We start from the raw sequence: 23,884 nt of genomic DNA, 5'->3' as shown, positions 1-23,884 counted from the left end.
CCATTGTTACCGGAGAGCGTGACAGCTTCTTGGTCCTTACTCCTCAGTTACGTAAGGGCTTGCCTGTTTTCAGCAAATGTTCCAAGCGCGCCTGAGTGCCGGGCTGCTGGACCAGATGCAAAAATGCTTCCCGTTCAAGGTCGAGCAGCCCCTGTTCGCTCAATGGCAGGGTGATGTCGGTATCGTCGCCGCAGAGGACATGGGCGAGCTGCCTGGCGATGACGCCGTCGTAGGCGCTCGCCTTGCCGGACTGTTGCTGGTTACGCACAGCGATATCCAACGTCGCCTGGGCCGATGCGCCGGGCAAATAAAACTCGTAAGGCTCCGGCGGCGAGTAATTTTCCGTTAAACTCAAGGCGAGAGCTTTGGCGTCGGCTAACAAGCGTTCCTTGTTCATCGTGATGCCGTCGGATCGATCGAGAAAGAGAAATTTCTTGGCGTCGAATGCCGATTGCGATACCTTGGCCAGGGCGATGGTCTCAAAGCATTGCGCGATCGCCGGCATCGGACCGCCCGGGCGTTTCGGAAATTCCAGCCAGCGCCGCAGTAATTCCTTGCAGCCGCCCCAGCCGGGCACCAAACCGACGCCGGTTTCCACCAGGCCTACATAGAGTTCGGCATGGGCCTGAATGGCATCGCAGTGCAACAGAATCTCGCAGCCGCCGCCGAGCGCCAGGCCGGTCGGCGCGCCGACGACAGGGAAGGGGGCGTATTTCAAGGCCGCATAGCTTTGCTGACCGAGGCGCAAAATGTCATCGACCGCTTGCCAGTCTTGTTGCATCAGCGAGGGCGCCAATAACTTGAGGTTAGCCCCTGCGGAAAAGTTTTCGCCTTCGTTGTAGATCACCAGGCCTTGGAAATCCTGCCGGATCAATTCGGCTGCTTCGCTGAGCAAGGTGAGGCTGTCGGGATCCAGCGTGTTCATCTTGCTATGAAATTCGAAACAAACGATGCCGTCGCCGATGTCCCAAAGACTGGCCGACGCATTATGCAACAGCGCTTCGCCGCTGTGTTTGAGGGCGTTCAAGGACAGCACGCCCGGCCGTATCGGCAGTGGACGATAGTGTCCCGGTTGATGCTTGAATTGCAGCCGGTGCTTGTCGAAACGGTAGAAACTCTGGCCGTCCGTCAGCAGCGAGGGCGCGGGGCGACCTTCATCGCGCAAGCGCTGGGCGAACCAATCGACGCCGAAGCGATCCAGCAGTTGAAACGGGCCGTAACGCCAGTTGTAACCCATTAGCATGGCGTCGTCGATGGAGACGATATCGTCGGCGATTTCGGGTATCAGCTCGGCGCAATAAGTCAAGGTCTCGGACCAGACCCGCCAGGCATAACGGTTAAGCGAACCGTCGCCAGCTAAGAATTTTCGTAAAGACTCGGGACTGTCGCCGACGTCTTCGATGCGGAATTTTTCACTGGTATGATAGTCTCCGTTTTTGAGATCAATGGATTCTTTGATCTTATCGGTGCTGCCTGGTTTTAGGCGGTAAAAGCCACCCTTGCCTTTGCGGCCGGTATAGCCTTGTTCGATCATGTCCGTCATTAACGATGGAATGGCGGCGATGTCGCGCAGCTTATCTTCCGCCGGCAGGGTTTGTAGAAAACTCTTCAGGATATGCGGCATTAAATCCAGACCGACTAGATCCAGCAATCCGAATACGCCGGTTTTGGGAATGCCAAACAACGTCATGACGGCATCGCTTTGTTCGACGCTTAAATTCAGGGCGATGGCTTCCCGTATCGCGGTTTGAATCCAGAAAGTGCCGATGCGGTTGGCTATGAACCCCGGCGTGTCGTGACACAATACACAGCCCTTACCGAGTTTTTGGTCGGCGAAGACGCGAATGCGGTCAAGCGCCTCGGGCGCCAGGTCCGAAGAAGTAACCAGTTCCAGCAGACGCATATAGCGCGGTGGATTGAAAAAGTGAGTGATCAGGAAGCGGCGTTTGAAGCTGTCGGGCAATTCCTGAGTCAAGACATGCAACGGCAAGGATGAGGTATTCGAAGAAATGAGCGTGCCGGGACGACAAACCTTATCCAGCTTTCGGTATAAATCGCGTTTGACGGCCGGATTTTCGACCACCGCCTCGATCACCCAATCGACCTCGGCGAGACGGAATAAATCGTCCTCGTTGTTTCCGGGATGGATCAAACCCACATTTTCCGAGAGCATCAACGGCGGCGGTTCGGTTGTGAGTAATTTGGCGATGGCGGCTTCGGCAATGGCATTGCGATTAGAGCCTTCCTGGGCCGGTAGATCCAATAAATAGACCGCTATGCCGGCATTGGCGACTTGCGCGGCGATGCCGGAGCCCATGACACCGGCGCCGATGACGGCAACTCTTTCAATGTTCATGACAGGTCTCCAATATTGTCGCAATGCCTTGACCACCGCCGATACATTGAGTGGCCAGGGCGTAGCGTTTACGTTCACGTTGCAATAACGCGGCGGCCTTGCCCGTAATGCGCGCGCCGGTTGCGCCAAGAGGATGGCCCAGAGCGATCGCGCCGCCGTCCAGATTCAGTTTGTCCGCGGCGACAGGAAGCTCTTTAAGAACGGCCAAGACTTGTGCGGCAAAAGCTTCATTCAATTCGACGATGTCGATGTCGTCGAGCCTCAATCCCGCCCGGCGCAAAGCTTTATGGCTTGCCACGACCGGCCCGATGCCCATGATTTCGGGCTGGCACGCGGAAACTGCGACAGCCTTGATGCGCGCCAGTTTAGGCAGATTGTGCGCGTCTGCATACGCCTCGCTGCAAACCAGGACGGCCGCCGCACCGTCGGTCAAGGGCGATGAGGTTGCCGCCGTGACGCTGCCGTTTTCGCTAAAGGCCGGAGAGAGTTCGGTCATGGCTTCCGGCGTCGTTTCCGGACGCAAGCAACCGTCCCGTTCGATACCTTCGCCGCTCGCAGTCACGATCGGGATGATTTCATCGATGAACAGCCTCTGTTGCTCGGCCGCATGGGCTTTTTGCTGACTGGTCAATGCGAAGGCCTCTTGATCGGCGCGGGCGATGGCGTATTTCAACGCCAGGTTTTCCGCAGTTTCCCCCATGCCAATATAGGCCTGAGGATAGTCCCGGTAAAGTCCGGGATGGGGCAGAGTGTTGAATCCCCCCATCGGCACTCGGCTCATCGATTCGACGCCGGCGCAGATAAAGACGTCGCCGGCATTCATCTGAATCGCGCCGGCGGCCATATGGATGGCTTGCATCGAGGAACCGCAGAAGCGGTTGACGGTTACGCCGGCAATGCCGATGGGCAATTCCGCCAGATGCACGACCAGGCGGGCCAAGTTCAACCCTTGCTCACCTTCAGGAAAGGCGCAGCCTAAAATCAGGTCTTCGATGTCGTTGAGGTCGATCCCGCTTTCCCGGACTAAAGATTTGACCAATTGCGCGGCCAGCTCATCCGGTCTGACGGCGGCGAGAGCGCCCTTGTGCGCGGGAGTGAATGGCGAGCGCGCATAACCCGCGATAATGGCATTGTTCATGAGGCAATCTCCTTGATGAGTTCTGTAACGGGTGTTAAAGACATTGGTGATGGACGCCGCCGTTGTTTTTGTATGAATGCATCGATCACGGCCCAGGTTTCGCCCAAATTTTCCATTAAAATGCCGTGCCGATCGGCCGTGACCGCTTGCAATTGTTTATCTTTCGCTCCGATTTTGTTGAAAAATATTTCCGCGCTTTCCGGCGCCACGATCGGATCTTGGTCGGCATAAACTAAGAGCGTCGGTGTTTCAATATCGCCTAATAATGCTTCCGTATGTTGAATGAGGCGTCTCAATTCATACAAAGCGCGGACAGGGATGTTGCGGTAATTGATGTCGGGATGCTCCGGTTTGTTTTCGATGAACGGTTTAACGCCTTCGAAGGAAGAAACCCAATGCACCAAAGCGTTGGTGTTATGCAGCAAGGAAACCAGCATGAAAGCGGGGTTAGTGAATTTGACCGGGACTGTTACAGCAACCACGCCAGCCAATTCAGGCGGATTATTCGCCGCCAGTTTCAGGCCCAGTACCCCGCCGGTGGAAAAACCGACGATGAAGAGTTTGTCGCAATGAATTTTCAGGATGTTAAAACCGTGCCTGACGCTTTCATCCCAGTCTTCAAAACTCAAGTCGCGCAGAGCGTAAGGCGAAGTACCATGTCCCTTGAGTCTGACCCCCATCACCGTATATCCTTGTGAGGAGAGCTTTCGACCATAATCCCGGACTTCCGCCGGGCTGGCCAACAAACCATGAATCAACAGAATACCGAAGCCGTTGGCTTGTTTCGGCTGGATCAGAAAAGGGGAGGGATCGGCAATTGCGGTTTCGCTATCCTTGAAGTTCCCGTTTTGCCGCTTGCTGCAGCTTTCCTGCTCGATCGCCAGCGCCAGTTGTTCATCCTCGAAGCGCCAGGCGGCCAGTTGAAGGGGGGAGATTTGCGGGTATGTCCGGTCTGCCGTCAGCAAGGCTTCGCGCACGCTGCTTAACGGCGCGGCTTCGTTATGGTAAACGATAATGGGGTTTTCCAGGCGAACCTGATCGAAATCGTGATCCTCACAGAGTTTAGGTAAAAATCGGTAGCACTCGTCTTGTTCGGCGATCAATCCGGCTTCCTTGGCGACGCATATGAAATGATCGAATCGGCGATTGACGCCATGCGCTAAATCGCCATATTCGTCGGGAATCAACAGGCTGCGGTGGAGATAGATGTCAGGATTTTTTTGCAGGTTTTTGATGGCAATATACAGCACCGTATAGAAACGGCTTTTTTCGATGTAGTCACGTTTGTCGCCCAAATAGTTCATGATTAACGTCGATGCCAAATGGCTCAGGTTGATCGTGACCGAGGCGTAGATTTTTTCCATATATTGATTGCGCGAACATTGTGCGTTTTTTATGAAAAAATACCCCAATAATCGCTGTTTCCAGTTTGTCGCTTGCTTGTTCAATTTGAAAACGGTATTTGAATCGGTGATGTCCGGCGCCAACTTTTCCATGAGCCAATGCGTGCGCCAATCCCAAACGCAACAAGGATTGACCGGATCGCCCAGGCGTATATCCATGTCGGTATCTTTGAGCAGTATGTTGCCTTCGATCAATAGCTCCTCGGATTGCCGTTCGGTCAAGTCGCCGGAAAATCTTTCAACAATTTTGAACAACAGGTTTTCCGAGGATCGGATCGGATAAAAGGTGATGCTGCCCGGCACGATCAAGGTCGGTTTCAGCGACACTGCCATCAAGACATCTAAACTGTCGAATTTCAGTTGATCTTGCCAGTGTTGCAAGCGCTCCTGGTCATGGATTTTAAAAGCATGGCGAATGGCCGCTTTCAAGGCCTCTACGCCTTGGCCCAACACTGCCGGTCCGGTATGAAGTTTACGCCGCTTGCCGGTGGATCGAGAAAAAATACTGTATTGACCTTTGTGATCGATCACGCGGTGGTCTTTGACCATACTCCCTTCCGGAAAAACGATGACCTTGCGTCCGCGCAGTATTTGTTCCGCCAACATGGCGAATAGGCGAGGATGATCGTGAGGAAAGACACCGACCTGCATGAGATAATTAGACAGAATAGTGTCTTCCTTGAAAAATTCGCCGGACGCAATCGCGCAACTGTAGGCGCCGGTTTGTTCGAAAATCAGAAACTGGGGTATGAAGGTTTCGAAACGAGAGAAATGATTGAACAGAAATATATCGCCTTGCAGCACTTGGGTGTCGGCAAATAGTTCTAATTTAACCTTGAGCAGGTTCTTGAGGTTCCTGAACAGCTTGACTGAGCGGTTGTAAAGCACGGTGTCGATGTCGGGCCAGTCTTCGGCATAGATGGGGTGTTTCATGTTAGCCTCCACTTCACTGCATTGACGATGTCAGGCAAACCCGTTCAATGGGTCGAAAAAAAAACGGACAATGCTTATCGTTAAGTCGTCTTCCTCGCCCCAGACTTACACAACGACAGACAATAAATCGTAATTACATAATTAATCACTGTGACAGAATCTAAAAAAATAGGTCATTTAACACACACAAAAGCGGTTGACAGGATCATTTAGACTCTGATTATTTGAATTAGACAGATAATCACAAAAATTGATCCGACACCGTGGCGTTAGGCGATAAATCCGCCGTTCATGCCGACGTCGTATCGGATAGGATTGGTGTAATCCATTCGACGCCTCTGATCGCGGCGATGTCCGGGAGGGAGGGGTAGGTCGGCAAGACGCCGCCGTGGTCGGGCTTCGCCCTGGGAAAGCTTGATTTCGATTATTTTGACTTGCGGTTGCGGCGCTTTTTCGGCAAATAACCCTTCATCAAACATGCCCCGTGCGTTGCGGCAATCAAAATAAACCGTGTCGATTTGCCAAATCAAATCTTCGCCCGTGGGATGACGGGATCTTAACCGATGTGTCGGTTCAGGTAATTTAATGAGGGAGCCCTGGCTCGTGCCATAAGTTATCGAGAAGTTACTTCGAACTTTGCTGATTTTTTTTAACCGGACAGTAGTGCGTCAATGTGTAACTTCTATTTAAGTTGTTTGCTTCAGGAAGACTAAAAGAAAGAAATGAATAGCCTAGGGTATTTAGGCGCTGGGTGAATACCTTAGCTATATGGCTGCAACGCCTGAACATCAGAGTCAATGGACCCGATAAATCAATTACCTACTCATCTTGATAATAGTCCGCTGAATAATTACAAAAATGGATGTCAATAGCGCCAGTAACGAGGCGATAGCAAAACCAAGATAGTGAAAATTTCCAGTCGTCCCAACAGCATGGCGAAACAACCCAACCATTTGACCGGATCGGAAACGGTAATGAAGCTCACGGCAACTTCACCAAGCCCCGGACCTACATTGTTGATGCAAGCCGCGACTGCGGCGAAGGCAGATACCTGGTCGAGACCGAATTCCATCATCAACAGCATGATAATGACAAAGGCGACAACGTACAACGAGAAGAAGCCCCAGACTGCATCGATAATGTTTTCCGCCTGCACTTCATTATTTACCTTGACCGGTATGTAGGCGTTTGGGTGAATCAAGCGTTTGATTTCCCTTTCTCCCTGTTTATAGAGAAAGATGACGCGGATGACCTTCAGGCCGCCGGCTGTCGACCCCGCACAGCCGCCGATAAATCCGGCAAACACCAGCAACACCGGCACCACGCCCGGCCACAGATAAAACTCGGTGGTAGTAAATCCTGACGTAGTCATAAAGGAAACGGTTTGGAACATGCCGTGCCGCATGGCGTCGAACAGTGATAAACCGGCGGTTCCATTAAAATAGATATGCCCTCCAACCAGGCCGCCACAGATCAACAAGATGGAGATGTAGGTGAAGGCTTCGCTGTCCTTGAAGTAGCAAGAAATTGATCGTTTTTGCAACGCGATGAAATGCAGGGCGAAATTGAGGCCGGACACCATCATGAAGAAAATCGCGATGAACTCTAGGGCAGGGTTGTTGAAGTAACCGAAGCTGGCGTCATGAGTTGAGTAACCGCCATTGGCGACGGTCGAAAAGGAATGTGCGATGGCGTCGAACCAATCCATACCGGCGAGTCGATAACAAATTGCACAGACCACAGTGATAAAAAGATAAATGACCCATAGCGCCTTGGCAGTCTCGGTAATGCGTGGCGTCAATTTCGCATCCTTGACCGGCCCCGGCACCTCCGCCCGATATAACTGCATGCCGCCGATACCGAGGATGGGTAGAACGGCCAACGCCAACACGATGACGCCCATGCCGCCCAGCCATTGCAATTGTTGTCGGTAAAACAGGATCGATGGCGGCAATTGGTCTAACCCTTCCAGTACCGTGGCGCCTGTGGTGGTAAATCCGGAAATCGACTCGAACACCGCATCGGTAAAGCTCATATTGGGTGTTTCGGCCAGTTGAAAGGGAACCGATCCAATGGTGCCCAGAATCATCCAATAAAAGGCCACGATTAAAAAACCATCACGGTGGTAGAGCTGATGCTTTTCTTTGCGCAGTGGAAACCACAGCGACAAACCGATCACGAGGATAATTAAAAAGCTTTGCCAAAAAAGATGTTCGTTTTGGTCATGAAAAATGATAGAAACCAGCAGTGGCGTGAACATCGTGAAACTAAACAAGATCAGCAACAGGCCGATGCTTCTGAGGACGACTTTAGCTTGCATAAGGGTAGGGTGCTCTTGTGTCAGAGGCGTTGAAAATAGCTTTCAACGTGTTTAATCAGCATTTTATCGAGCACGAACATGACGATGTGGTCGTTTTCTTCGAAAACGGTGTCGTGATGGATAGGAATGATCTTGCCGCGTCTGATCAATGAACCAAGAACCACCCCCTCGGGCAGTTTGATCTGTTCTACTTTCAGGCCCACCACGGAGCGTGCCGCGCCGTCTTTATGGGCGATCGCTTCCAGAGCTTCGGCGGTTCCGCCACACAGCGAACTGACTCGGGCGACATCGCCTTTGCGAACATGTTTTAGAATGCTGCCCAACGTTTCTTGATTCGGCAGCACGACGACATCGATATCGGTTTCTTCGACCAATTTGACGTAGGCGCTATGATTGAGCAGGCAAATGGCTTTTTTGGCGCCCAGTTTTTTTGCCAGCGCGGCCGAAATGATGTTTGCGCCGTCGTTATTGGTCACCGCGCAAAACAAATCGGTTCTTTCGATCATTTCATCAAGCAGAAGCGTTTCATCGGTGCTGTCTCCGTGCAGAACGGTGGCTTTTTTCAGATCGACCGCGATATTTTTGATACGATCGATATCCTGTTCGATCACCTTGACTTGATGTTCTTTTTCCAAAGCCATCGCCAAGCGCTTGCCGACATGTCCACCGCCGGCGATGATAACGCTCTTGATGGGCTCTTCCAGCGTATGGAGTTCGGTCAGCACTTTACGGATTTTCTCTCTGGGAGAAACGAAGAATACTTCGTCGGCTTCCTTGATGACGGCCTCGCCATTGACCGGAATAGGGGAGCCTTGCCTGAAGATCGCGACCACACGAATTTTTCCGCTGGTCAATCGCTCTTTCAAGTCTTTGATCCGTCTTCCGGTCAGAAAGCCTTCAGCCGCCGCCTTGATCGAGAACAGTCTGACCATGCCATTGGCGAAGGAAGAAATATGTTTGACGCCCGGAAACTTGATCAGATTATGAATGGCTTGCATGACGATCTGTTCGGGACTGATCACGATGTCAATGGGAATGCCGCCGGGGCGAAACAGTTCGGGATGCTTCAGATAATCGATCGCCCTGACACGGGCGATGGTTTTCGGTTTACTGTAAAGCGTGTTGATGATCTGGCAGGCGAGCATATTGGTTTCGTCCCGATCCGTGACCGCTATGACGATATCGGCATTTTGTACGCCGGCTTCCTCCAATATTCTTGGATGTCCGGCATTGCCCGTTACCGTGGCGATATCCAAGCGCTCTTTCAGATTAGCCAGCAAATGCGTCCTGATATCGATCACGACAATATCATTTTCCTCGCTGGCCAAAGCGGTGGCGACTGATGAGCCGGTCACTCCGGCCCCTAAAATGACAATTTTCATTTTTCGTTAGGTGATAGGATGATAGTGTTTTGATAGGAAACCGGTTGACATGCTCAGTAGCCGCCTCTAGCCTAGTTAAGGCGTCTAAAGTAACATAGAATGGGATGCAGGCATCAATCTTAACAGACTAAAAGACATGGACGTTAATTTGTGAGTTCATGCGTATTTTTTGAATTCCAAAACATCAGCCCGCTGATGCTCCCCGAGAACCGAAAATACAAGTTGTATAATATAGACAGGATTGTTATTTTTTGGACTTTCATGGAATAGCAATTATAGAGAATATGGCTAAAAAATTCTACGCTGAATAGTTATAAATGCAGGGTTCCCTCATTAAAAAGTACCTGAACCAACACATTGGTTAATATCGCATCATCCCTCTGGGCGGGGCGGGTTATTTCACCCGCCCCAAACGTTTGAATCGTTCAGGACCACGTTGACCTGCATTTCGCATAGCGACATGCGGCTACTTGCGCCGCGGCTCCGCCGAAGTCTGCCCGTAGGAGGAGGCCCGCCCTCGGGCCGAATGGCTCTTTTCGCGCCGAGGGCGGCGCTCCTACGCAAAGCACCGTCTTGCCTTCGGATGTTGAACAGCGTGAGCGGCTTCGCGAAGCAAGCTGCCAAAAACCGCCACCGGGGCAAAATTGGTCATGCACGCGAGGCGGGGTATTTAACACACCCTAAACGTTTAACTTACTTCAGGCGTATTTGTCGTTAAATTCTGTTTTGCCACTCATTCATTTAATGAGGTAGCCCTGGTTATAAATGACTTAACTTTTGGGGTGATATTTTATCGTCTTGCGCCGCAAGATGCTTTCCTTTCAGAGAAAAAACTATAGGGTTGGGTCAAGTCAGCTTGGTGAATTATCCGACCTGAATATCGACTCCAGGGTACTTGATGCGTCGCTGTCTCGGCGTTGCGATTACGTAAACAAAGGTCAAGGGCCCTAAGCGACCCACGAACATCAGCACCATGATCAGCCATTGGCCGGCAACGGACAACTCGCCGGTCAGGCCTCTCGACAAGCCCACAGTGCCGAGAGCGGAAACCACTTCGAACAAGATGTCAATCAACGGCGCTTGTTGCAACACCGACAATAACAGCGTGCCGGCAAATACAAGAGCCAGGGAAATCACGCTGATGGCAAAAGCCTTCATGACGGTATTTTGGGAAATCGATCGATGCATCAAGGTCACTTCGTCCCGTCTTCCCAGAAAAGCGTAAATCGACATAAAAATGACGATGAACGTGCCTAATTTGATGCCGCTTGCGGTGCTCAGGGAGCCGCCGCCGATAAACATCAACAACAGCGTCATTAGGGTCGTCGAATCGCTCAACGCTTCGACCGGCAAGGCATTGAAACCGGCCGTGCGCGGCGTCACCGCCTGAAACCAAGCGGCGGTCAATTGATCGGCCAGTGGAAGGCTGCCAATCGTGCCGGGATTGTTCCGCTCAAACAGCCAGACCAGCAACCAAGCTAACAGATTGATGATTACGGTGCTGCCGATCATTGCTTTGCTGTAGATCTGGAGTTTCTTCCAGCCCCGGATTTGCCAAAGATCCAGCAACACGACGAAGCCGAGCCCGCCGATAATGAACAACGCGCTGACAACCAGGTTGACCGGCAGATTGAACGCATAGCGCGTCAAACTGTCCGCCGATAACGCGAAACCGGCATTATTGAAGGCCGAGATCGTATAAAAAAAGGCCTCATACAGTGCCTGGCTCCAGCCGTGATCGGTGCTCCATAACAGGGTCAGCAATACGATGCCGGCCGCTTCTATGGAGAAGGCGAAATAAAACACCGCAAAGGCCACTTCCCAGATTTTACTGAGACTGGTCTGGTTTAGCGCCTCGAGCGCCAGCAATTGATGTTTGATGCCGATGCGCTTGCCCATGCTCATCGCGGTCAGAATCGAAAACGTCATGAATCCCAAACCGCCGGCCTGAATCAGTAGGGCAATGACAATTTGTCCGAATACAGTGAAGTCGGCGCCGGTATCGAGCACGACCAGGCCGGTCACCGTGACGGCCGATGTTGCGGTAAATAGGGCATCAAGCCAGCCGATCGCTTTAGGGGTCGCAATCTGAAGTTTGAGCAATAACGTGCCGGTGACGATCAGACCCAGATAACCGGCAATTAGAATCGCGGGAGGACTGGCTTTCAAAACGGTATTGGACAGATGAATTCGAGCTAATTTGAATCGACGCCGCAAAGAGAACATGATTGTCATCGAATTATACGAGTCTCGGCACCAGCTTGGTCAATGACAGTCGGTCTCCCGCTAGCACCAACATGTCGCCTTGTTCGATGACGAATTGCTCGTGCGGGGACGGATAGAGTTTCTCTCGCCGCTTGATCAACAGACAAAAGACATGCCCAGTCACTTCGGACAATAAATCGGAAAGCACCGTCCCCGACAGTTTTTCGATGGCGGGGATTTCGACCACGTATTGTCTGTCGCCCAAAGACATGTACTCCCTTATCATCGGATAATAAAGTGTTCGCGCCGTCCTGACGCCCATTTCCTCTTCCGGGTGAATGATGCGGCTGACCCCCAGACTCTTTAAAATGAGATGGTGCTCGTCGGTCGTCGCTTTCACCCAAATGTTTTGGAGACCTAAGTTTTTTAAATGGACGACGCAAATCAGACTGGCCTTCATGTCCTCGCCGATCGCGACGACCACGGCATCGTAATAGGCCAGGCTCAATTCCTCCAACGCGACTTCGTCGGTCGCGTCGGCGATCACCGCGTGAGAGAGCGAGCTGGCGACGCTTTCGACCACCTTCCTGTCGTTATCGATCCCGATGACCTCATTTCCCATCTTCGCCAATTGCAAGGCCAGCGTGATGCCGAAGCTCCCCAAACCAATGATTGCGTACTGAGCCATTTCTTTTCCTCAAATCAATCCAAAATCTTCCATTCGTGAAACGAGGCGCGGATTCACAAATTATTCAAAACAACGGTTCGCGTTCCAACCGGCGCTACCAGGAATGCTTGTTTTTAGCTATTTTATGGTAACACGCGTTATTCGCGATCAAATCAAAATGCATATTTTCACAAGAGCAAACAACCTATGCAAATTAAAAATCAAAAAGTTTCCGCAATTGAAGCCTAGTACTCGCCTTCTGAAATACCTTCGATAATTTAGACAAGTAGAGGCTTACCAATATAGGTCCATCGAAACGGTTTTGCCAATGTTTCATTAAAAAATGCAATGAACGCCTGAATTCTTTGATTCAGAGCCTTAATCGAAGGGAAACTTCCGCGTTTGAGTAAGCGACGGCTTAAAATGCCGAACCAAATCTCGACTTGGTTCAGCCATGAACAATGTTTTGGTGTATAAACAAAACGGATACGGTGCTCGGTGCATTGTAAAAAGTCCGCGCGCGACGCCATGTTCTCTAAAATGCCGGATTGTCCTTTCTCGCCCAGCGGGGCTTCGATGCCGCAGAGTTCTGCCACACATTTCACCAATGAAGCGGATTTATGCGTATTCAGTTGGTCGGCAATAAATACCCATTTTGCCGTGGGGTCAGTAGCGACGGTCGCCTGGATATGGGCCACAAAATCGTTTTCTGTTCGGGTGTCGCCCAACGTTGGACACAGGATTTTTCCGGTCGCTACTTCAAAATTGGCTATCAGGGTTTGTGTGCCATGCCGTTTGTACTCAAATTCGTGTAATTCCAGTTTTCCTTTGGACATCGGGGGTGATCCGGATGAATCCGTTCCAGCGCCTGAATACCGGTTTTCTCGTCCACACTGATCACATGTACACCGGATTCGTGTAGCTCTTGAGCTTGATGGTAGAGCTTGCAAACGTCTCTCACTTCTTGTCGAAAGGTCGCTTCATCTTCGGCTTTGTGGTTGAGCCAATATTTAGTGCGATGCGGTTTCAAATCCCCCTGATTTTAAAAAACGCCCGATACTGCTGAGCGAAATGGTGTCTACAATCCCCCTATCAATAGCGGTTCGGACGAGTGCCGGTTGCGTCCAATGACTGAGATGCTCGGGAGGCGTTTCACAAGCGAGCGCCAATAACTGGCAAATCTGCTCCGCAGTAAAGACGCCGGGGCAGCCAGCGCGTGGTTTGTCGGCCAACACGTGACTGATCGCCTCGCGCAACTTTTTTGATTGGTCGGCATATTTTTCCAACTCAATACTGTCGCCTAACCAACGCTTTCGCCAAAACCCGACCGTTTCTTCACAGAGCCCCAGGTTTTGAGCGATCGATTTATTGGTGTTGCCGACGTGGGCCAATAACACGATTTGAGCACGTTGCACCAGACTGTGTGGCGCTTCGCGACTTCGAACAATGGTTTCCAAAATGCTCTGCTGTTCAGAGCTCAATGTCAGTGGGAGGAGTGGGCGTGCCAAGGGATTATTTTATTGGTTTCAAATCGTTGTATTATCCAATATATTTCAAGTTTATTGTACTAGGAGGTCAATTCATAAAAATATCGTAAAGAATTTCTAGGGTAATGAGGCTTTGATAAATAATCAATATGTTCGCATAATGTATATTATGTCAAATTACAAAACTCGCCGCCGTCGCAATCGTTACCGCATGCGTCATCCTATTTTCCGGTGGCTTTTATGGTCTATTTTCCCGATCCCCTGGCCAACGCATCAACCGGCCATCGGGTTGCGCGCCTGTTAGGTGGACGTGATGACCCTGTCCGAATTCCATTGGCTGATGATCGATGCCGGTTTCCACACGGAAAAAGAACTGGCCGACTTCTTCGAGGTCACCGAAAGAACCGTGCGCAATTGGCAAAAGCATCGGTTGCCGAAACCGGTACGGGCCTGTCTGGAACTGATGAGCGGCAAACTCGATTGCCTAGGTAAACCCTGGCGAGGCTTCCGGTTGACGCCGGAAGCCATCGAATCCCCCAACGGCGATTTCATTTATGCCCATGAAGTCCGCGCGATCGCCTATGTCTACCTGGCGGCCGACATCGATCGCGCTCGGCTTTGTACCATGCTGAAGTATACGACCCCGATCCGTCGGCGCAACCGTTGCCGGAAAGCGGAAAAACCGGCGCTGACCGTCGTCACGGACACAGCGCATCCATGCAAACATAAGACGCGAAATTGACACAATCCCGTCAAACCGTTGAGCCACCAAGGATGGCGCCAATCACGAATCCTTTGGTTGTTACTAAGCATAACGCGACGCTGAGTCGATGGAATGTAGCTATAGACTGACAAAATCATCGCGATCCCCCCTCAAAAGTCCCTAACATCATAAAAAAAGGAATTGCCCGGCCGATATCGAATATCAATCGTGTTTTCAGGAGATGCCGATGAATCAAGCCCATTTTCACTGGTTGCTCATCGACGCCGGTTTTCGAGATGAAAAAGAACTGGCGGCTTTTTTTGAAGTGACCGAAAGAACCGTCCATAATTGGAAAAAACAGCGTCCGCCTAAGTCCGTGCAAGCGTGTTTGGAACTGATGAGCGGTCGCCTCGATTGCTTGGGCAAGCCGTGGCGAGGTTTTCGTTTGACGCCGGAAGCCATCGAATCCCCCAACGGCGATTTTATTTATGCCCATGAAGTCCGCGCGATCAGATATGTGTATCAAGCGGCCGGCATCGAGCGCGCCCGCCTCTGCACCATGCTGAAACATACGACGCCGATTCAGCGACGCGAGCGAAGCTCGAAGCTTAGTGACGTTTCTGGAAAAAATAAACAACTCAACTTAGAGGTTAGTAAGCTTGATACCGATACTTCTTAAGTAACTGCGGATTAACTAAAAAGGGTGATAGCCATTGTCCGCACTGATTTGCTCGGGCAGTAGTTGCCCAGCGTTGTCTTGCAGATCTTGAAGGGCCGGCCCAACCTCCAGCTTGTCGTTGGCGTGCTGACTGAGGTGTTGGCCTACGATGATTTGATGATCGGCATCGACACTGATTTTCCCATTGTAGGCGAATTGCCTGTTTGGCGGCTCGAATTTTAGCCAATCGGCTTTGTTTGAATTACAAATCTTCCGGGAGCTCGTAGTATGTGAATCAAGCGGCCGGCATCGAGTGCGCCCGCCTCTGCCTCAGAAACGCGGTCGGAATTTGAAGAACTCGGCCATCATGCGACTGTTTTTAGACGCCTCCGGTCAAGTCACGTTCAACAGGCCTCGCTGAACGATAAAACCGACTACCTTATTCAAGCCCTCCGCGGTTTTAAGATTTGTAAAAACAAAGGGATGCCCTCCTCGCATCTTACGGGCATCGCTATCCATCACATCAAGTGAAGCGCCGACATAAGGCGCCAAGTCGATTTTGTTGATCACCAGCAAATCGGAACGGGTGATGCCCGGCCCGCCCTTGCGGGGAATCTTGTCGCCGGCAGACACATCTATGACATAAATAGTCAAATCGGCCAATTCCGGGCTAAAGGTCGCACTCAAGTTGTCACCGCCGGTTTCGACGCCCAAGATACGTTCCTCGGGCAAGGCCTGGCTGCGAATCAGGAACTGTTGATCTTCTCGCGTGTATATATCGTTGGTCACGACGCCGATTTGATAATCCTGGCTCATTTCTTTGCACAAGGCATCGACCAGTGCAGTCTTGCCTGACCCGACCGGGCCGCCTATACCGACTCTCAGAATTTGTTTATCCATTTTTATGGTCCTTTATTAATGTCCTGAAGTTTCCTAAAAACGCCTCAAGCCACCATGCGTAACAACACCGCGACCAGCGAATTTTTCATGGGATTGGTGGGTTTATGGCAAAGCCTATCAAAATCTTCACTCAGTGAGGCTTCGGCGATGAGGCGCCGGACATCGGAAAAGGCGAAACTCGTCCGCCCCTTGACCTTGTGCCGACGTTGCGGATCCGCTTTGATGCGATCGGCGTACATCCAGGTGACCGTGGTGGCCATCATACAGAAATGCAGGTGGTTTATCACGGCCTGGGCATTCCGGCTCTGGCATTTTTGACTGCCAATGTCTTGCTTGAGTTCTTTAAAGCCGGACTCGATCTTCCACCGAGCGCCATAATATTCGATGACCTGGGTGACCGACAAGTCGAGATCGGTCGTAAACAAGGCGACCCACTGGGTTTTACGAAACACCCACACGACCTTGATGGGGCATTTTAAGGTCTTCAGCATGACGGTTTTCTCAACCGCCAGTACTTCGCGTACTTTGCCATACAGGTTAACCTGATAGGCAGCAGTTTGCTGCCGGAGCGCGTGCGCTCGGTCGGTCACGGTCCCCAGACGCTGGCCGTATTTACGGGGGCGTCCGCGTGTCTTGGCATCGGCGGGCCGGGCGTCGGGGAGCGCATAGAGCACCTGGTTGCTGCGCAATCGGGATAACAGGTGAAAACGTTCGCCTACCGTTTGGCGCACCGGCTTCCATAACCCCTGATTCCCAAACCAGCTGTCGGTGACCGCCAGCATCGGTGTCGAAGCAAAGTGACCGGCGACGGCGATTAGCATTTCCGCCGCTTGCGTGAGTTTGCTTTGAAACGGCGCGACTTGGCCTTTGATTTTGGCGGTTTCCTTTTGTTCGGCGATCATGTGACGGGGTAAGTAAAAACGAAAGCCCAAAAACAAACAGGCCCAACGACCTTTGACCTGCTTCAGTAAGCCGATCGACACCACATTTTGCGCCCAGGGGTAACGGCTTTGATTCGCTTTGGCGGCATGATCGAAAATCGACGCGCAGCCGAAAATGTGTTGACCCACTTTGAGGTTGATAAAATCGTCCAAGCCAATCAATAAGCGGCCATCGGTCGTGGGGGACGGAATCAATCCCCACAGCGTCCTTGTCGAACAACCATAGATGGACGATATCGCCGAATAGATTAGCCTTCGGCATTCGGCCGCTCATTTTGTCCAGCCGATCCGGATTGCCGATATTCACCGTGCGATCAGCCGCATCACCCACAAAGGTCAACCGGTTCAATCCGCCTTCGCTGTTCGGCAAAGTCAATCGAGCCAATTTTCTCTTGCACCACGTCACCGACACCGGGAAACGCGACGTTAAAACGCCGGGCTTTGGCGGCGGCTTTCTCTCGCAGGTAATCGGTGAAGCTTTTACCGTTGTAGTCGCTTTCCAGGTTATGGAAGTGTTTCGCGGCATCGAAGAAAGCTTGGAAGGCTTGTTCGGGATCGTTAATCCCCTCTCTTGCCATAAAGGAGGTTAAACCGGATAAGCCGTTGATAAACAGCCAGCGATCCGAAGGCAGATTGGCCGCCCTGACAGCAATCGAAAGCGCTTGATCCGGCATCTTTTTCCCCAAACAGAGAACGGACGTAAGTTCGACTCATTCCGCCATGCCCAGCGTAACAAATTCAAACCACATCCGACTAGCGTGGCAGCTCGGTACCTTCGTTCATTATCCGGATGTATTCTACATAGGAATAAAGGCGGTTTCGCTTCTGACCGGTTACCTCTTCGACAATGCCAAGTTGTTCCAGTTCACGCAGGCATGCGTTAACGGTTGCCGGTGACAGCTGGGTCTTCTCCTGAATCCAGTTTGGCGAGGCCATCGGCCGCTCCAGCATCACTTTGTGAATCAGATGCGCAGAGCCGGAAATGCGTTTGAGACCATTGATACGTTGACCATCCTCAGCAGAAAGCTTCATCAGTTGCTGGGCTGTCTCCACTGCCTGAGTGGCTGTATGGATGACGGCGTCAGCAAAGAAGTCCAGCCAAGCCTCCCAGTCACCAGTCAGGCGTACTTCATTCAGCAGTTCATAATACCGCTGCCGATGAGTTTTGAAATACAAACTCAAGTAAAGCATCGGCTCTTTAAGCACTCGCTCAGAACAGAGCAGCAGAGTGATGATCAAACGCCCCAGACGTCCGTTACCATCTAAAAACGGGTGGATGGTTTCAAACTGAACATGGGCCAGAGCCGCTTTGATAAGAACAGACGTCTTTTCCGGTTGATCGTGCAAAAACAGCTCCAGCTTACCCATGCACTCCTGAACATATTCCGGAGGCGGAGGTACGAAAGCAGCTGTACCGGGACGGCTACCACCAATCCAGTTCTGGCTTCTGCGAAACTCACCCGGATCACATTCCTTACCGCGCCCCTTCGACAGCAGAACACTGTGAATCTCTTTCAGCAATCGGAGAGAGATAGGAAAATCTTCATTCAGTCGATTCAAGCCGTGATTCAGCGCCGCCACATAATTACTGACCTCCTGCACGTCATCCAGCGGCACACCGGGTTGATGCTCAAATTCAAACAACAACAGGTCGGAAAGCGAAGATTGTGTTCCCTCAATCATCGAGGAAAGAACCGCTTCTTTACGCACATACATATAAAGAAAGAGCGAGGTGTCCGGGAGCAACACCGAAACACTGTCCAGACGACCGAGAGCCAACAGGGCCTGATCAAACTTTTCCCTGAGTTCGGATGACCATTCAATAGGTGGCGTTGGCGGCAATGGAGCCGGAACAAAGGCTTGTGCCTTTTCACCAACTGTCGAAATGGTTATGTAATGGCCTTGTAGATCCCTGTTCATGCTCTTATTTCACTTTTTGAATTAACAGTTCTTTTATTTTAACTTAGGCCTCTATCTAAAATAAGGTCGCAACAGGAAATTGTCAAGGGAGCGTTATGGAATGTCGTTCAGACTCGGTTAGAGGATTGATGTACATCCTCTAGGCGGTGCAGACTTGCCGATTTTTCGGAAAGGGAAAACCGCGTTAACTTCGTTTCCCGAGCCATCCGGACCAAAATTGCCAAAATCAGCTGTCTGCCGGTGCCATGGGTGGGGAAATCGACATTTTTGACCCTTCCCAAGCGTTTCTCCAGACTTGAGTTACCTGATTAGCAAGCTTCTTCAGCTAAAGCCCAAAAACCAGGATATTCTCGACCAGAAGGCGCATACTGGCCACTTAATTCCCCCAGGAGTCCAACTCATGGCCATGAATAAAATTCAGTTTCAAACAGGCCTGTCACTGCCTGCCTTTTTAGCGCAATGTAAAGTCAGCCTGGAACAGTCCCGTTGGCCCCAGGGCTTTCGCTGCCCCGGCTGCGGGGATGCCGAACACTATGTGCTTAAATCTGGCAGGCGCAAAACCTTCCAATGTCGGTCCTGCCGGTTACAGACGTCGCTGATTTCGGGCACTTTATTCCAGAGCACCCACCTTAAACTGACGGTCTGGTTTCTGGCGATCTACTTGATCAGCCAGGCTAAGACCGGCTTGTCCGCCCTCACTTTGAAACGGCAATTGGGCGTCAGTTACCCCACTGCATGGTTGATCCAGCAGAAACTGATGCAAGCGATGGTCGAACGGGAGGCCCGATACACCTTGGACGGCGACATCCAGGTAGACGATGCCTATCTCGGGGGCGAATTAGCTGGCGGCAAGGCCGGTCGCGGTTCGGAGAACAAGGTACCGTTTATCGCGGCACTCTCACTCACCCCCGAGGGACAGCCGAGGTTTATCAAGATGGCGCCGATTCCCGGTTTTACCCGCAAAGCCATTGCCAATTGGGCACAAGATGATCTCAGCTCCGGCTGTGTCGTGCGGTCCGATGGCTTGGCCTGTTTTTCCGGCGTGACCGATGCCGATTGCAAACACCAGGTGATCATCGCCGGTGGCCGGAAGCCCAGGGACCTGCCGGAATTCTGTTGGATCAATACGGTGCTGGGCAATCTCAAAACCAGTCTAGGCGGCGCCTACCATGCTTTCGATTTCGCAAAATACGGCACCCGTTACTTAGGTGCGTTCGCATACCGCTTTAACCGACGCTTCCGTCTCGATACCATTACGACGCGCCTTATCGTGGCTGCGGCTACGACTGAACCCCGCCCGGATTATTGGCTTCGGCAAGCTGACGCATCTTGCTAATCAGGAAATTCATTGGTTTATTAAGCTATGATTTGTCGGAAACTTTCTACAAAGGAATTCTTGCAGTCATATCCAAGTTAATATTGCCTCGGTTTCTGCCGTAGCCAGGCACAGCGCTGTGGTGTATTTAACCTAGCGCGCCACTATTTCTGCGAAAGCTTGTTTTGGGCATCCCAGCCCAAGCAAGCGGCAGAAATTACGTGGCGATTATTGCCTCCGGCGGCCCCGATTCGTCCTGCGTCCGTGCCACTCCGCCATATCATCGTAAACTCGATGCTGGCTCCGTCGCACTCCCACAAATGACTTGACGGCGTTTCGGGAGACCTTTTATTTTGTCTCCACCTTATCGGGTCAGAGGGAGCCGCAGCTCCCGTCTGCCCACAGAACCGTGCGTACGGGTCCGTACACGGCTCCTCACGTAAGACGAATCCATTGAGATACCTCAAACCAATGCGCTAACTGTCGGTCGGATCGTATTTCCTGTCCCATCAGGTTGATAAACCAACTGTTCGGATAGGCTCTCGTCACCGCTCGGGTTGCGGAAAGCGCCCACCGTTTCTTGTTGGAAAAGACCGTCTGGGCGGCTTGCTTTCGCGGTACGCCCCGTTTGACCAGGTTTCGATACAGATGCTGTTTCCGCTTCTGCTGACTCACCAGCCTCGCTCGTAATCGTCGCCGGATATGGGCTTCGATTTTCCTCAGCTGGGACGGGTATTGGGTCAAGCTGTAGTAGTTGGCCCAGCCCACGTACCACTGATTAAGGTCGGCCAGGGTGTGATTCAGCGTCTGATGGGTGCCTCGCGGCGTTAAGGCTTTGACTTTACTCATGGCCGTTTGCAGGGCTTTGTGCGCAATCGCTACCGTCCCGTCGACCACGGTAAAGCCTAAGAACTTTACCGCATCGGATTTAGCCACTTGGCTTTTCTCCCGGTTCACCTTCAGTTTCAGCTTGTTTTCGATGAATTGGCTGACTTTCTCCATCACTCGCTCCGCCGCCTTTTGCGACCCAACGAAAATGTTGCAGTCATCGGCAAACCGACAAAATTCCAGTCCGCGCTTTTCCAATTCCTGATCCAGTTCGTCCAGAACAATGTTGCTCAGCAAGGGCTTAACGGTCCGCCCTGCATCGCACCTTCCTTGTTAGGGTTGACGACGCCGTTGATCATCACGCCACTGCGCAGCATCATGCCGATCAAGCGCAAGATGCGTTTGTCGGCGATCCGTTGCCCCATCCGGCCAATCAGCCGGTCGTGGTGAATACGATCGAAGAACTTCGATAAGTCGATGTCCACCACATAGGGTTTACCGCTTTCCACGATCCGTTGCGCCGCTTGCACCGCTTGGTGTTGACTCCGTCCCGGACGAAAGCCATAGCTGTGCCCTGAAAAATGCGGATCAAAGATCGGTTCCAGCAACAATTTCAGGGTCGTCTGTACCACACGATCCCGCACCGTCGGTATGCCGAGCAGACGTACGCCCTTGCCGCCAGGCTTAGGTATTTCCACTCGGCGAACCGGCGAGGGTTGGTAAGTCCAATCCTGCAATTCCTGTTGCAGACGACTTAGCTCTTCGTCTAAACGGGCTTCAAAGTCGGCTATCGTGACCCCGTCAATGCCGGGTTTGCCTTTGTTCTTCTTCACCTGTTCAAATCCGCACTCAAATACAACGTTGAGCACAGTTGGTCAAAGAGTCTTGGTTCCTCAATCAATCGGTCATGTTCGTTCATTTCACTTTTTCTCTCTCTTGCAATGGCCTTTCTTCAATCTCGCGCAATCGATTCGTTCACTGTTTACGACGCGAATAGTCGATTGCTCCTGTCAGGCTGATCTCAGACCCTCAGTTTATAATCAACGGCCATGGCCGCTACGTGTTCCACCCTTCACCTCCAACTTCCTGTCACTGGTTCGATGTTTTCCCTCAGCTATGTCACCATAACCTCATCGGCATCGAACTTTACGATTACTACGGCTTCATCTGCAGACCCTCGGTTCATCACGTCAGCATTACTGCTGCGCTTAGGGCTTAAGGTGTCGCAGTTACACCGACCCGAAGCCGACGGCCCTTCACTGGGTAAGATAGTCAACTTTATCTCGGTCCACCTACCTTCAATACAACAGCAAGTTACGGTGAGAATATCGGACTTCGGTGGACGCGGGCACCTCATCCTCTTGCTGCCGCCTTACGAAGGTTCACTCTCGTTTAGGTGACCGATTCGGCTAGAGCTTCTTTCAGATTCCGCATTGGCTCTCGGTAACCGTGCTTCCCTGTTGGGTAGCTACCGGGAGTTTCTTTGGACACCCTTGCTTTCGCCTACTTCTTCCCTTCTCACAGGGCAAAGGCTGGACTTTCACCAGCTAGCTGACTACCATGCCAGTCACACCGCTCTCGCTTCGATTCCGACAAAACAATCGGCCCTACGCCTATCGGGGACTAAAAATCTTCACTTCGCTGGCGCTCCGTTTCCAAGATTTTCAGCGGATGCGTTAAAACGGTACGGGACACTGCTATTGTTTAGTTAAACCCGATCATCACCTTCATGCTCCATGGATTTGGCCAACACTTGTTTGATACGAGCTTTCGATTGCTTCGAAAGCGTTACCGATTCCGGTAGTAACACGCCGCCCGTTTGCCTCTTACGACGCAAGAGTGAGCGCAGTTTTTTCATATCTCTGACATAGCGCCGGCACAAACCGCACATCGCAATATGAAATGAAAGTCCCAAACGCTCACGCCAGGTCAATTTGGTATCCATTGATTTCGAAGCCAAATGGCTCGCTTGTTTACATGTCAACATGGCCCTTCTCATTTCTGACCAAACCAATTCAAGTCAAGACAATGCCGCAATTGCGTACGCATCCTCGACATCATTACCCACAAATTATTCAATGTTGAAATAGACAATGTCTGCCTCAGCTCCTCGCTTTCCATTCCGTCGACTTCGCGCAGGATAAACAATTGCGCCAATCGCGGCGGTAATCTATCAATGCATTCTTGTAGTACTCGAATGAATTGCTCTTGTTCCAATACCTTATCCGGATTCGACCAGGAAGCCAGATCAATACTCCAATTGCCTTGCTCATCGAAAAAATCATTCTCTGGATCATTGGCCAAACCATCGTCATATTCCTGTGCTTGTTCCTTGGTCGCCTTACGGAAATAATCCATGATTTTATGTTTCAGTATGCCAATCAGCCAGGTTCTCTCGGAAGCCTGACCTGCATAATTTTCCTTCGCCTTCAAGGCAGCCAACAAAGTTTCTTGCACCAGGTCCTCGGCCACATCGGGGGCTCTCACCCTGGCTAGGCTAAATCGGTACAAAACATCTCCATATTTATCCAACCATTGTTCAGGTGCGGAACCTTTATGCGGCATCTCGGTAACCTTATAGTTATTATTGAAAAAGTTACCGCTATTTTATCCAAGATGAGGCCCCGGGTCATGCATTGACAACATTTATAGCCGACTATCATCGGTTAAATGGAGCTTATATTCGCAAATTACTGGCGTTTATTGTCTCGTTTGACAATCAATCTCT

At 51.5% G+C, this 23,884-nt stretch carries 21 protein-coding genes and 1 pseudogene; 3 read left to right on the top strand and 19 right to left on the bottom strand.

Annotated elements, in window-relative coordinates; translation table 11 throughout:
• Window positions 1–43: 43 nt before the first annotated feature.
• From Q9L42_RS13770 to Q9L42_RS13720, 11 genes are all read right to left on the bottom strand, one after another.
• Window positions 44–2,356 carry a 3-hydroxyacyl-CoA dehydrogenase/enoyl-CoA hydratase family protein gene (locus tag Q9L42_RS13770; protein WP_305907829.1) on the bottom strand — a complete coding sequence of 771 codons (2,313 nt, stop codon included), beginning with the start codon at window positions 2,354–2,356 and terminating at the stop codon, window positions 44–46.
• A complete protein-coding gene (locus Q9L42_RS13765) occupies window positions 2,346–3,494 on the bottom strand; it encodes a thiolase family protein (protein ID WP_305907830.1) in 1,149 nt (382 codons plus the stop codon). Before Q9L42_RS13765 ends, Q9L42_RS13770 begins: the two co-directional genes overlap by 11 nt.
• Window positions 3,491–5,830, bottom strand: coding sequence for an alpha/beta hydrolase (locus Q9L42_RS13760; RefSeq protein WP_349431254.1), 2,340 nt, complete (start codon window positions 5,828–5,830; stop codon window positions 3,491–3,493). Before Q9L42_RS13760 ends, Q9L42_RS13765 begins: the two co-directional genes overlap by 4 nt.
• Window positions 5,831–6,099: 269 nt before the next feature.
• Complete coding sequence (locus tag Q9L42_RS13755; RefSeq protein ID WP_305907834.1) at window positions 6,100–6,360, bottom strand: hypothetical protein; 261 nt, start codon at window positions 6,358–6,360, stop codon at window positions 6,100–6,102.
• Between the two features lie 335 nt (window positions 6,361–6,695).
• Complete coding sequence (locus Q9L42_RS13750; RefSeq protein ID WP_305907835.1) at window positions 6,696–8,150, bottom strand: TrkH family potassium uptake protein; 1,455 nt, start codon at window positions 8,148–8,150, stop codon at window positions 6,696–6,698.
• A gap of 20 nt (window positions 8,151–8,170) precedes the next feature.
• Window positions 8,171–9,532, bottom strand: coding sequence for a Trk system potassium transporter TrkA (gene trkA / locus Q9L42_RS13745; protein ID WP_305907836.1), 1,362 nt, complete (start codon window positions 9,530–9,532; stop codon window positions 8,171–8,173).
• A gap of 864 nt (window positions 9,533–10,396) precedes the next feature.
• Window positions 10,397–11,767 (bottom strand): TrkH family potassium uptake protein, encoded by a 1,371-nt coding sequence (locus tag Q9L42_RS13740; RefSeq protein WP_349431253.1) that lies wholly within the window; start codon window positions 11,765–11,767, stop codon window positions 10,397–10,399.
• A gap of 4 nt (window positions 11,768–11,771) precedes the next feature.
• Entirely contained in the window at window positions 11,772–12,425 is a 654-nt protein-coding gene (locus tag Q9L42_RS13735) for a potassium channel family protein (RefSeq protein ID WP_305907839.1), read from the bottom strand.
• 257 nt (window positions 12,426–12,682) lie between these two features.
• Window positions 12,683–13,240 carry a transposase gene (locus Q9L42_RS13730; RefSeq protein ID WP_305907840.1) on the bottom strand — a complete coding sequence of 186 codons (558 nt, stop codon included), beginning with the start codon at window positions 13,238–13,240 and terminating at the stop codon, window positions 12,683–12,685.
• On the bottom strand, window positions 13,177–13,434 hold the full coding sequence (locus Q9L42_RS13725; RefSeq protein WP_305910319.1) for a hypothetical protein: 258 nt from the start codon (window positions 13,432–13,434) through the stop codon (window positions 13,177–13,179). Before Q9L42_RS13725 ends, Q9L42_RS13730 begins: the two co-directional genes overlap by 64 nt.
• Window positions 13,415–13,912 carry a helix-turn-helix domain-containing protein gene (locus Q9L42_RS13720; RefSeq protein WP_349431252.1) on the bottom strand — a complete coding sequence of 166 codons (498 nt, stop codon included), beginning with the start codon at window positions 13,910–13,912 and terminating at the stop codon, window positions 13,415–13,417. Before Q9L42_RS13720 ends, Q9L42_RS13725 begins: the two co-directional genes overlap by 20 nt.
• 292 nt (window positions 13,913–14,204) lie before the next feature.
• Between Q9L42_RS13720 and Q9L42_RS13715 the strand changes: the two genes are divergently transcribed.
• Both Q9L42_RS13715 and Q9L42_RS13710 read left to right on the top strand, forming a co-directional pair.
• The gene (locus Q9L42_RS13715; protein WP_305907841.1) at window positions 14,205–14,633 is read left to right on the top strand and encodes a hypothetical protein; all 429 of its coding nucleotides are present in this window, start codon (window positions 14,205–14,207) and stop codon (window positions 14,631–14,633) included.
• Window positions 14,634–14,841: 208 nt separating this feature from the next.
• A complete protein-coding gene (locus Q9L42_RS13710; RefSeq protein WP_305907842.1) occupies window positions 14,842–15,273 on the top strand; it encodes a hypothetical protein in 432 nt (143 codons plus the stop codon).
• 372 nt (window positions 15,274–15,645) lie between these two features.
• Here the strand turns inward: Q9L42_RS13710 and Q9L42_RS13705 are convergent, their stop codons facing one another.
• From Q9L42_RS13705 to Q9L42_RS13690, 4 genes are all read right to left on the bottom strand, one after another.
• Window positions 15,646–16,152: a GTP-binding protein gene (locus Q9L42_RS13705; RefSeq protein ID WP_349431251.1), complete on the bottom strand. Its 507-nt coding sequence runs from the start codon at window positions 16,150–16,152 to the stop codon at window positions 15,646–15,648.
• 44 nt (window positions 16,153–16,196) lie between these two features.
• The gene (locus tag Q9L42_RS13700) at window positions 16,197–17,297 is read right to left on the bottom strand and encodes an IS701 family transposase (RefSeq protein WP_305910195.1); all 1,101 of its coding nucleotides are present in this window, start codon (window positions 17,295–17,297) and stop codon (window positions 16,197–16,199) included.
• Window positions 17,298–17,416: 119 nt separating this feature from the next.
• Entirely contained in the window at window positions 17,417–17,767 is a 351-nt protein-coding gene (locus Q9L42_RS13695) for a hypothetical protein (protein ID WP_305907844.1), read from the bottom strand.
• Window positions 17,768–17,846: 79 nt separating this feature from the next.
• Entirely contained in the window at window positions 17,847–19,013 is a 1,167-nt protein-coding gene (locus tag Q9L42_RS13690; protein WP_305907845.1) for a Fic family protein, read from the bottom strand.
• Window positions 19,014–19,413: 400 nt separating this feature from the next.
• Between Q9L42_RS13690 and Q9L42_RS13685 the strand changes: the two genes are divergently transcribed.
• Window positions 19,414–20,349 carry an IS1595 family transposase gene (locus tag Q9L42_RS13685; RefSeq protein ID WP_305907846.1) on the top strand — a complete coding sequence of 312 codons (936 nt, stop codon included), beginning with the start codon at window positions 19,414–19,416 and terminating at the stop codon, window positions 20,347–20,349.
• Window positions 20,350–20,763: 414 nt separating this feature from the next.
• On the opposite strand, the gene Q9L42_RS13680 is transcribed toward Q9L42_RS13685, so the two are convergent.
• From Q9L42_RS13680 to Q9L42_RS13665, 4 genes and pseudogenes are all read right to left on the bottom strand, one after another.
• Window positions 20,764–21,177 carry a group II intron maturase-specific domain-containing protein gene (locus Q9L42_RS13680; RefSeq protein ID WP_349431453.1) on the bottom strand — a complete coding sequence of 138 codons (414 nt, stop codon included), beginning with the start codon at window positions 21,175–21,177 and terminating at the stop codon, window positions 20,764–20,766.
• Between the two features lie 105 nt (window positions 21,178–21,282).
• Window positions 21,283–21,788 (bottom strand): annotated as a pseudogene (locus tag Q9L42_RS13675) (reverse transcriptase domain-containing protein); the annotation flags it as partial.
• 1,076 nt (window positions 21,789–22,864) lie between these two features.
• Window positions 22,865–23,101 (bottom strand): hypothetical protein, encoded by a 237-nt coding sequence (locus Q9L42_RS13670; protein WP_305907847.1) that lies wholly within the window; start codon window positions 23,099–23,101, stop codon window positions 22,865–22,867.
• 50 nt (window positions 23,102–23,151) lie between these two features.
• The gene (locus Q9L42_RS13665; RefSeq protein ID WP_305907848.1) at window positions 23,152–23,721 is read right to left on the bottom strand and encodes a sigma-70 family RNA polymerase sigma factor; all 570 of its coding nucleotides are present in this window, start codon (window positions 23,719–23,721) and stop codon (window positions 23,152–23,154) included.
• Window positions 23,722–23,884 lie beyond the last annotated feature (163 nt).

Source organism: Methylomarinum sp. Ch1-1 (assembly GCF_030717995.2).
Classification (GTDB): domain Bacteria; phylum Pseudomonadota; class Gammaproteobacteria; order Methylococcales; family Methylomonadaceae; genus Methylomarinum; species Methylomarinum roseum.
The sequence above is the reverse complement of the archived record's forward strand: the minus strand, read 5'-3'. Positions and strand labels throughout refer to the sequence as shown.

What these genes read in the sequence shown, in the direction of transcription:
- Q9L42_RS13770 (WP_305907829.1), bottom strand. Translation starts at nt 2,356, where the DNA reads ATGAACATTGAAAGAGTTGCCGTCATCGGCGCCGGTGTCATGGGCTCC.
- Q9L42_RS13765 (WP_305907830.1), bottom strand. Translation starts at nt 3,494, where the DNA reads ATGAACAATGCCATTATCGCGGGTTATGCGCGCTCGCCATTCACTCCC.
- Q9L42_RS13760 (WP_349431254.1), bottom strand. Translation starts at nt 5,830, where the DNA reads ATGAAACACCCCATCTATGCCGAAGACTGGCCCGACATCGACACCGTG.
- Q9L42_RS13750 (WP_305907835.1), bottom strand. Translation starts at nt 8,150, where the DNA reads ATGCAAGCTAAAGTCGTCCTCAGAAGCATCGGCCTGTTGCTGATCTTG.
- trkA (WP_305907836.1), bottom strand. Translation starts at nt 9,532, where the DNA reads ATGAAAATTGTCATTTTAGGGGCCGGAGTGACCGGCTCATCAGTCGCC.
- Q9L42_RS13740 (WP_349431253.1), bottom strand. Translation starts at nt 11,767, where the DNA reads ATGACAATCATGTTCTCTTTGCGGCGTCGATTCAAATTAGCTCGAATT.
- Q9L42_RS13735 (WP_305907839.1), bottom strand. Translation starts at nt 12,425, where the DNA reads ATGGCTCAGTACGCAATCATTGGTTTGGGGAGCTTCGGCATCACGCTG.
- Q9L42_RS13730 (WP_305907840.1), bottom strand. Translation starts at nt 13,240, where the DNA reads ATGTCCAAAGGAAAACTGGAATTACACGAATTTGAGTACAAACGGCAT.
- Q9L42_RS13715 (WP_305907841.1), top strand. Translation starts at nt 14,205, where the DNA reads ATGACCCTGTCCGAATTCCATTGGCTGATGATCGATGCCGGTTTCCAC.
- Q9L42_RS13710 (WP_305907842.1), top strand. Translation starts at nt 14,842, where the DNA reads ATGAATCAAGCCCATTTTCACTGGTTGCTCATCGACGCCGGTTTTCGA.
- Q9L42_RS13705 (WP_349431251.1), bottom strand. Translation starts at nt 16,152, where the DNA reads ATGGATAAACAAATTCTGAGAGTCGGTATAGGCGGCCCGGTCGGGTCA.
- Q9L42_RS13695 (WP_305907844.1), bottom strand. Translation starts at nt 17,767, where the DNA reads ATGCCGGATCAAGCGCTTTCGATTGCTGTCAGGGCGGCCAATCTGCCT.
- Q9L42_RS13690 (WP_305907845.1), bottom strand. Translation starts at nt 19,013, where the DNA reads ATGAACAGGGATCTACAAGGCCATTACATAACCATTTCGACAGTTGGT.
- Q9L42_RS13685 (WP_305907846.1), top strand. Translation starts at nt 19,414, where the DNA reads ATGGCCATGAATAAAATTCAGTTTCAAACAGGCCTGTCACTGCCTGCC.
- Q9L42_RS13680 (WP_349431453.1), bottom strand. Translation starts at nt 21,177, where the DNA reads ATGAGTAAAGTCAAAGCCTTAACGCCGCGAGGCACCCATCAGACGCTG.
- Q9L42_RS13670 (WP_305907847.1), bottom strand. Translation starts at nt 23,101, where the DNA reads ATGGATACCAAATTGACCTGGCGTGAGCGTTTGGGACTTTCATTTCAT.
- Q9L42_RS13665 (WP_305907848.1), bottom strand. Translation starts at nt 23,721, where the DNA reads ATGCCGCATAAAGGTTCCGCACCTGAACAATGGTTGGATAAATATGGA.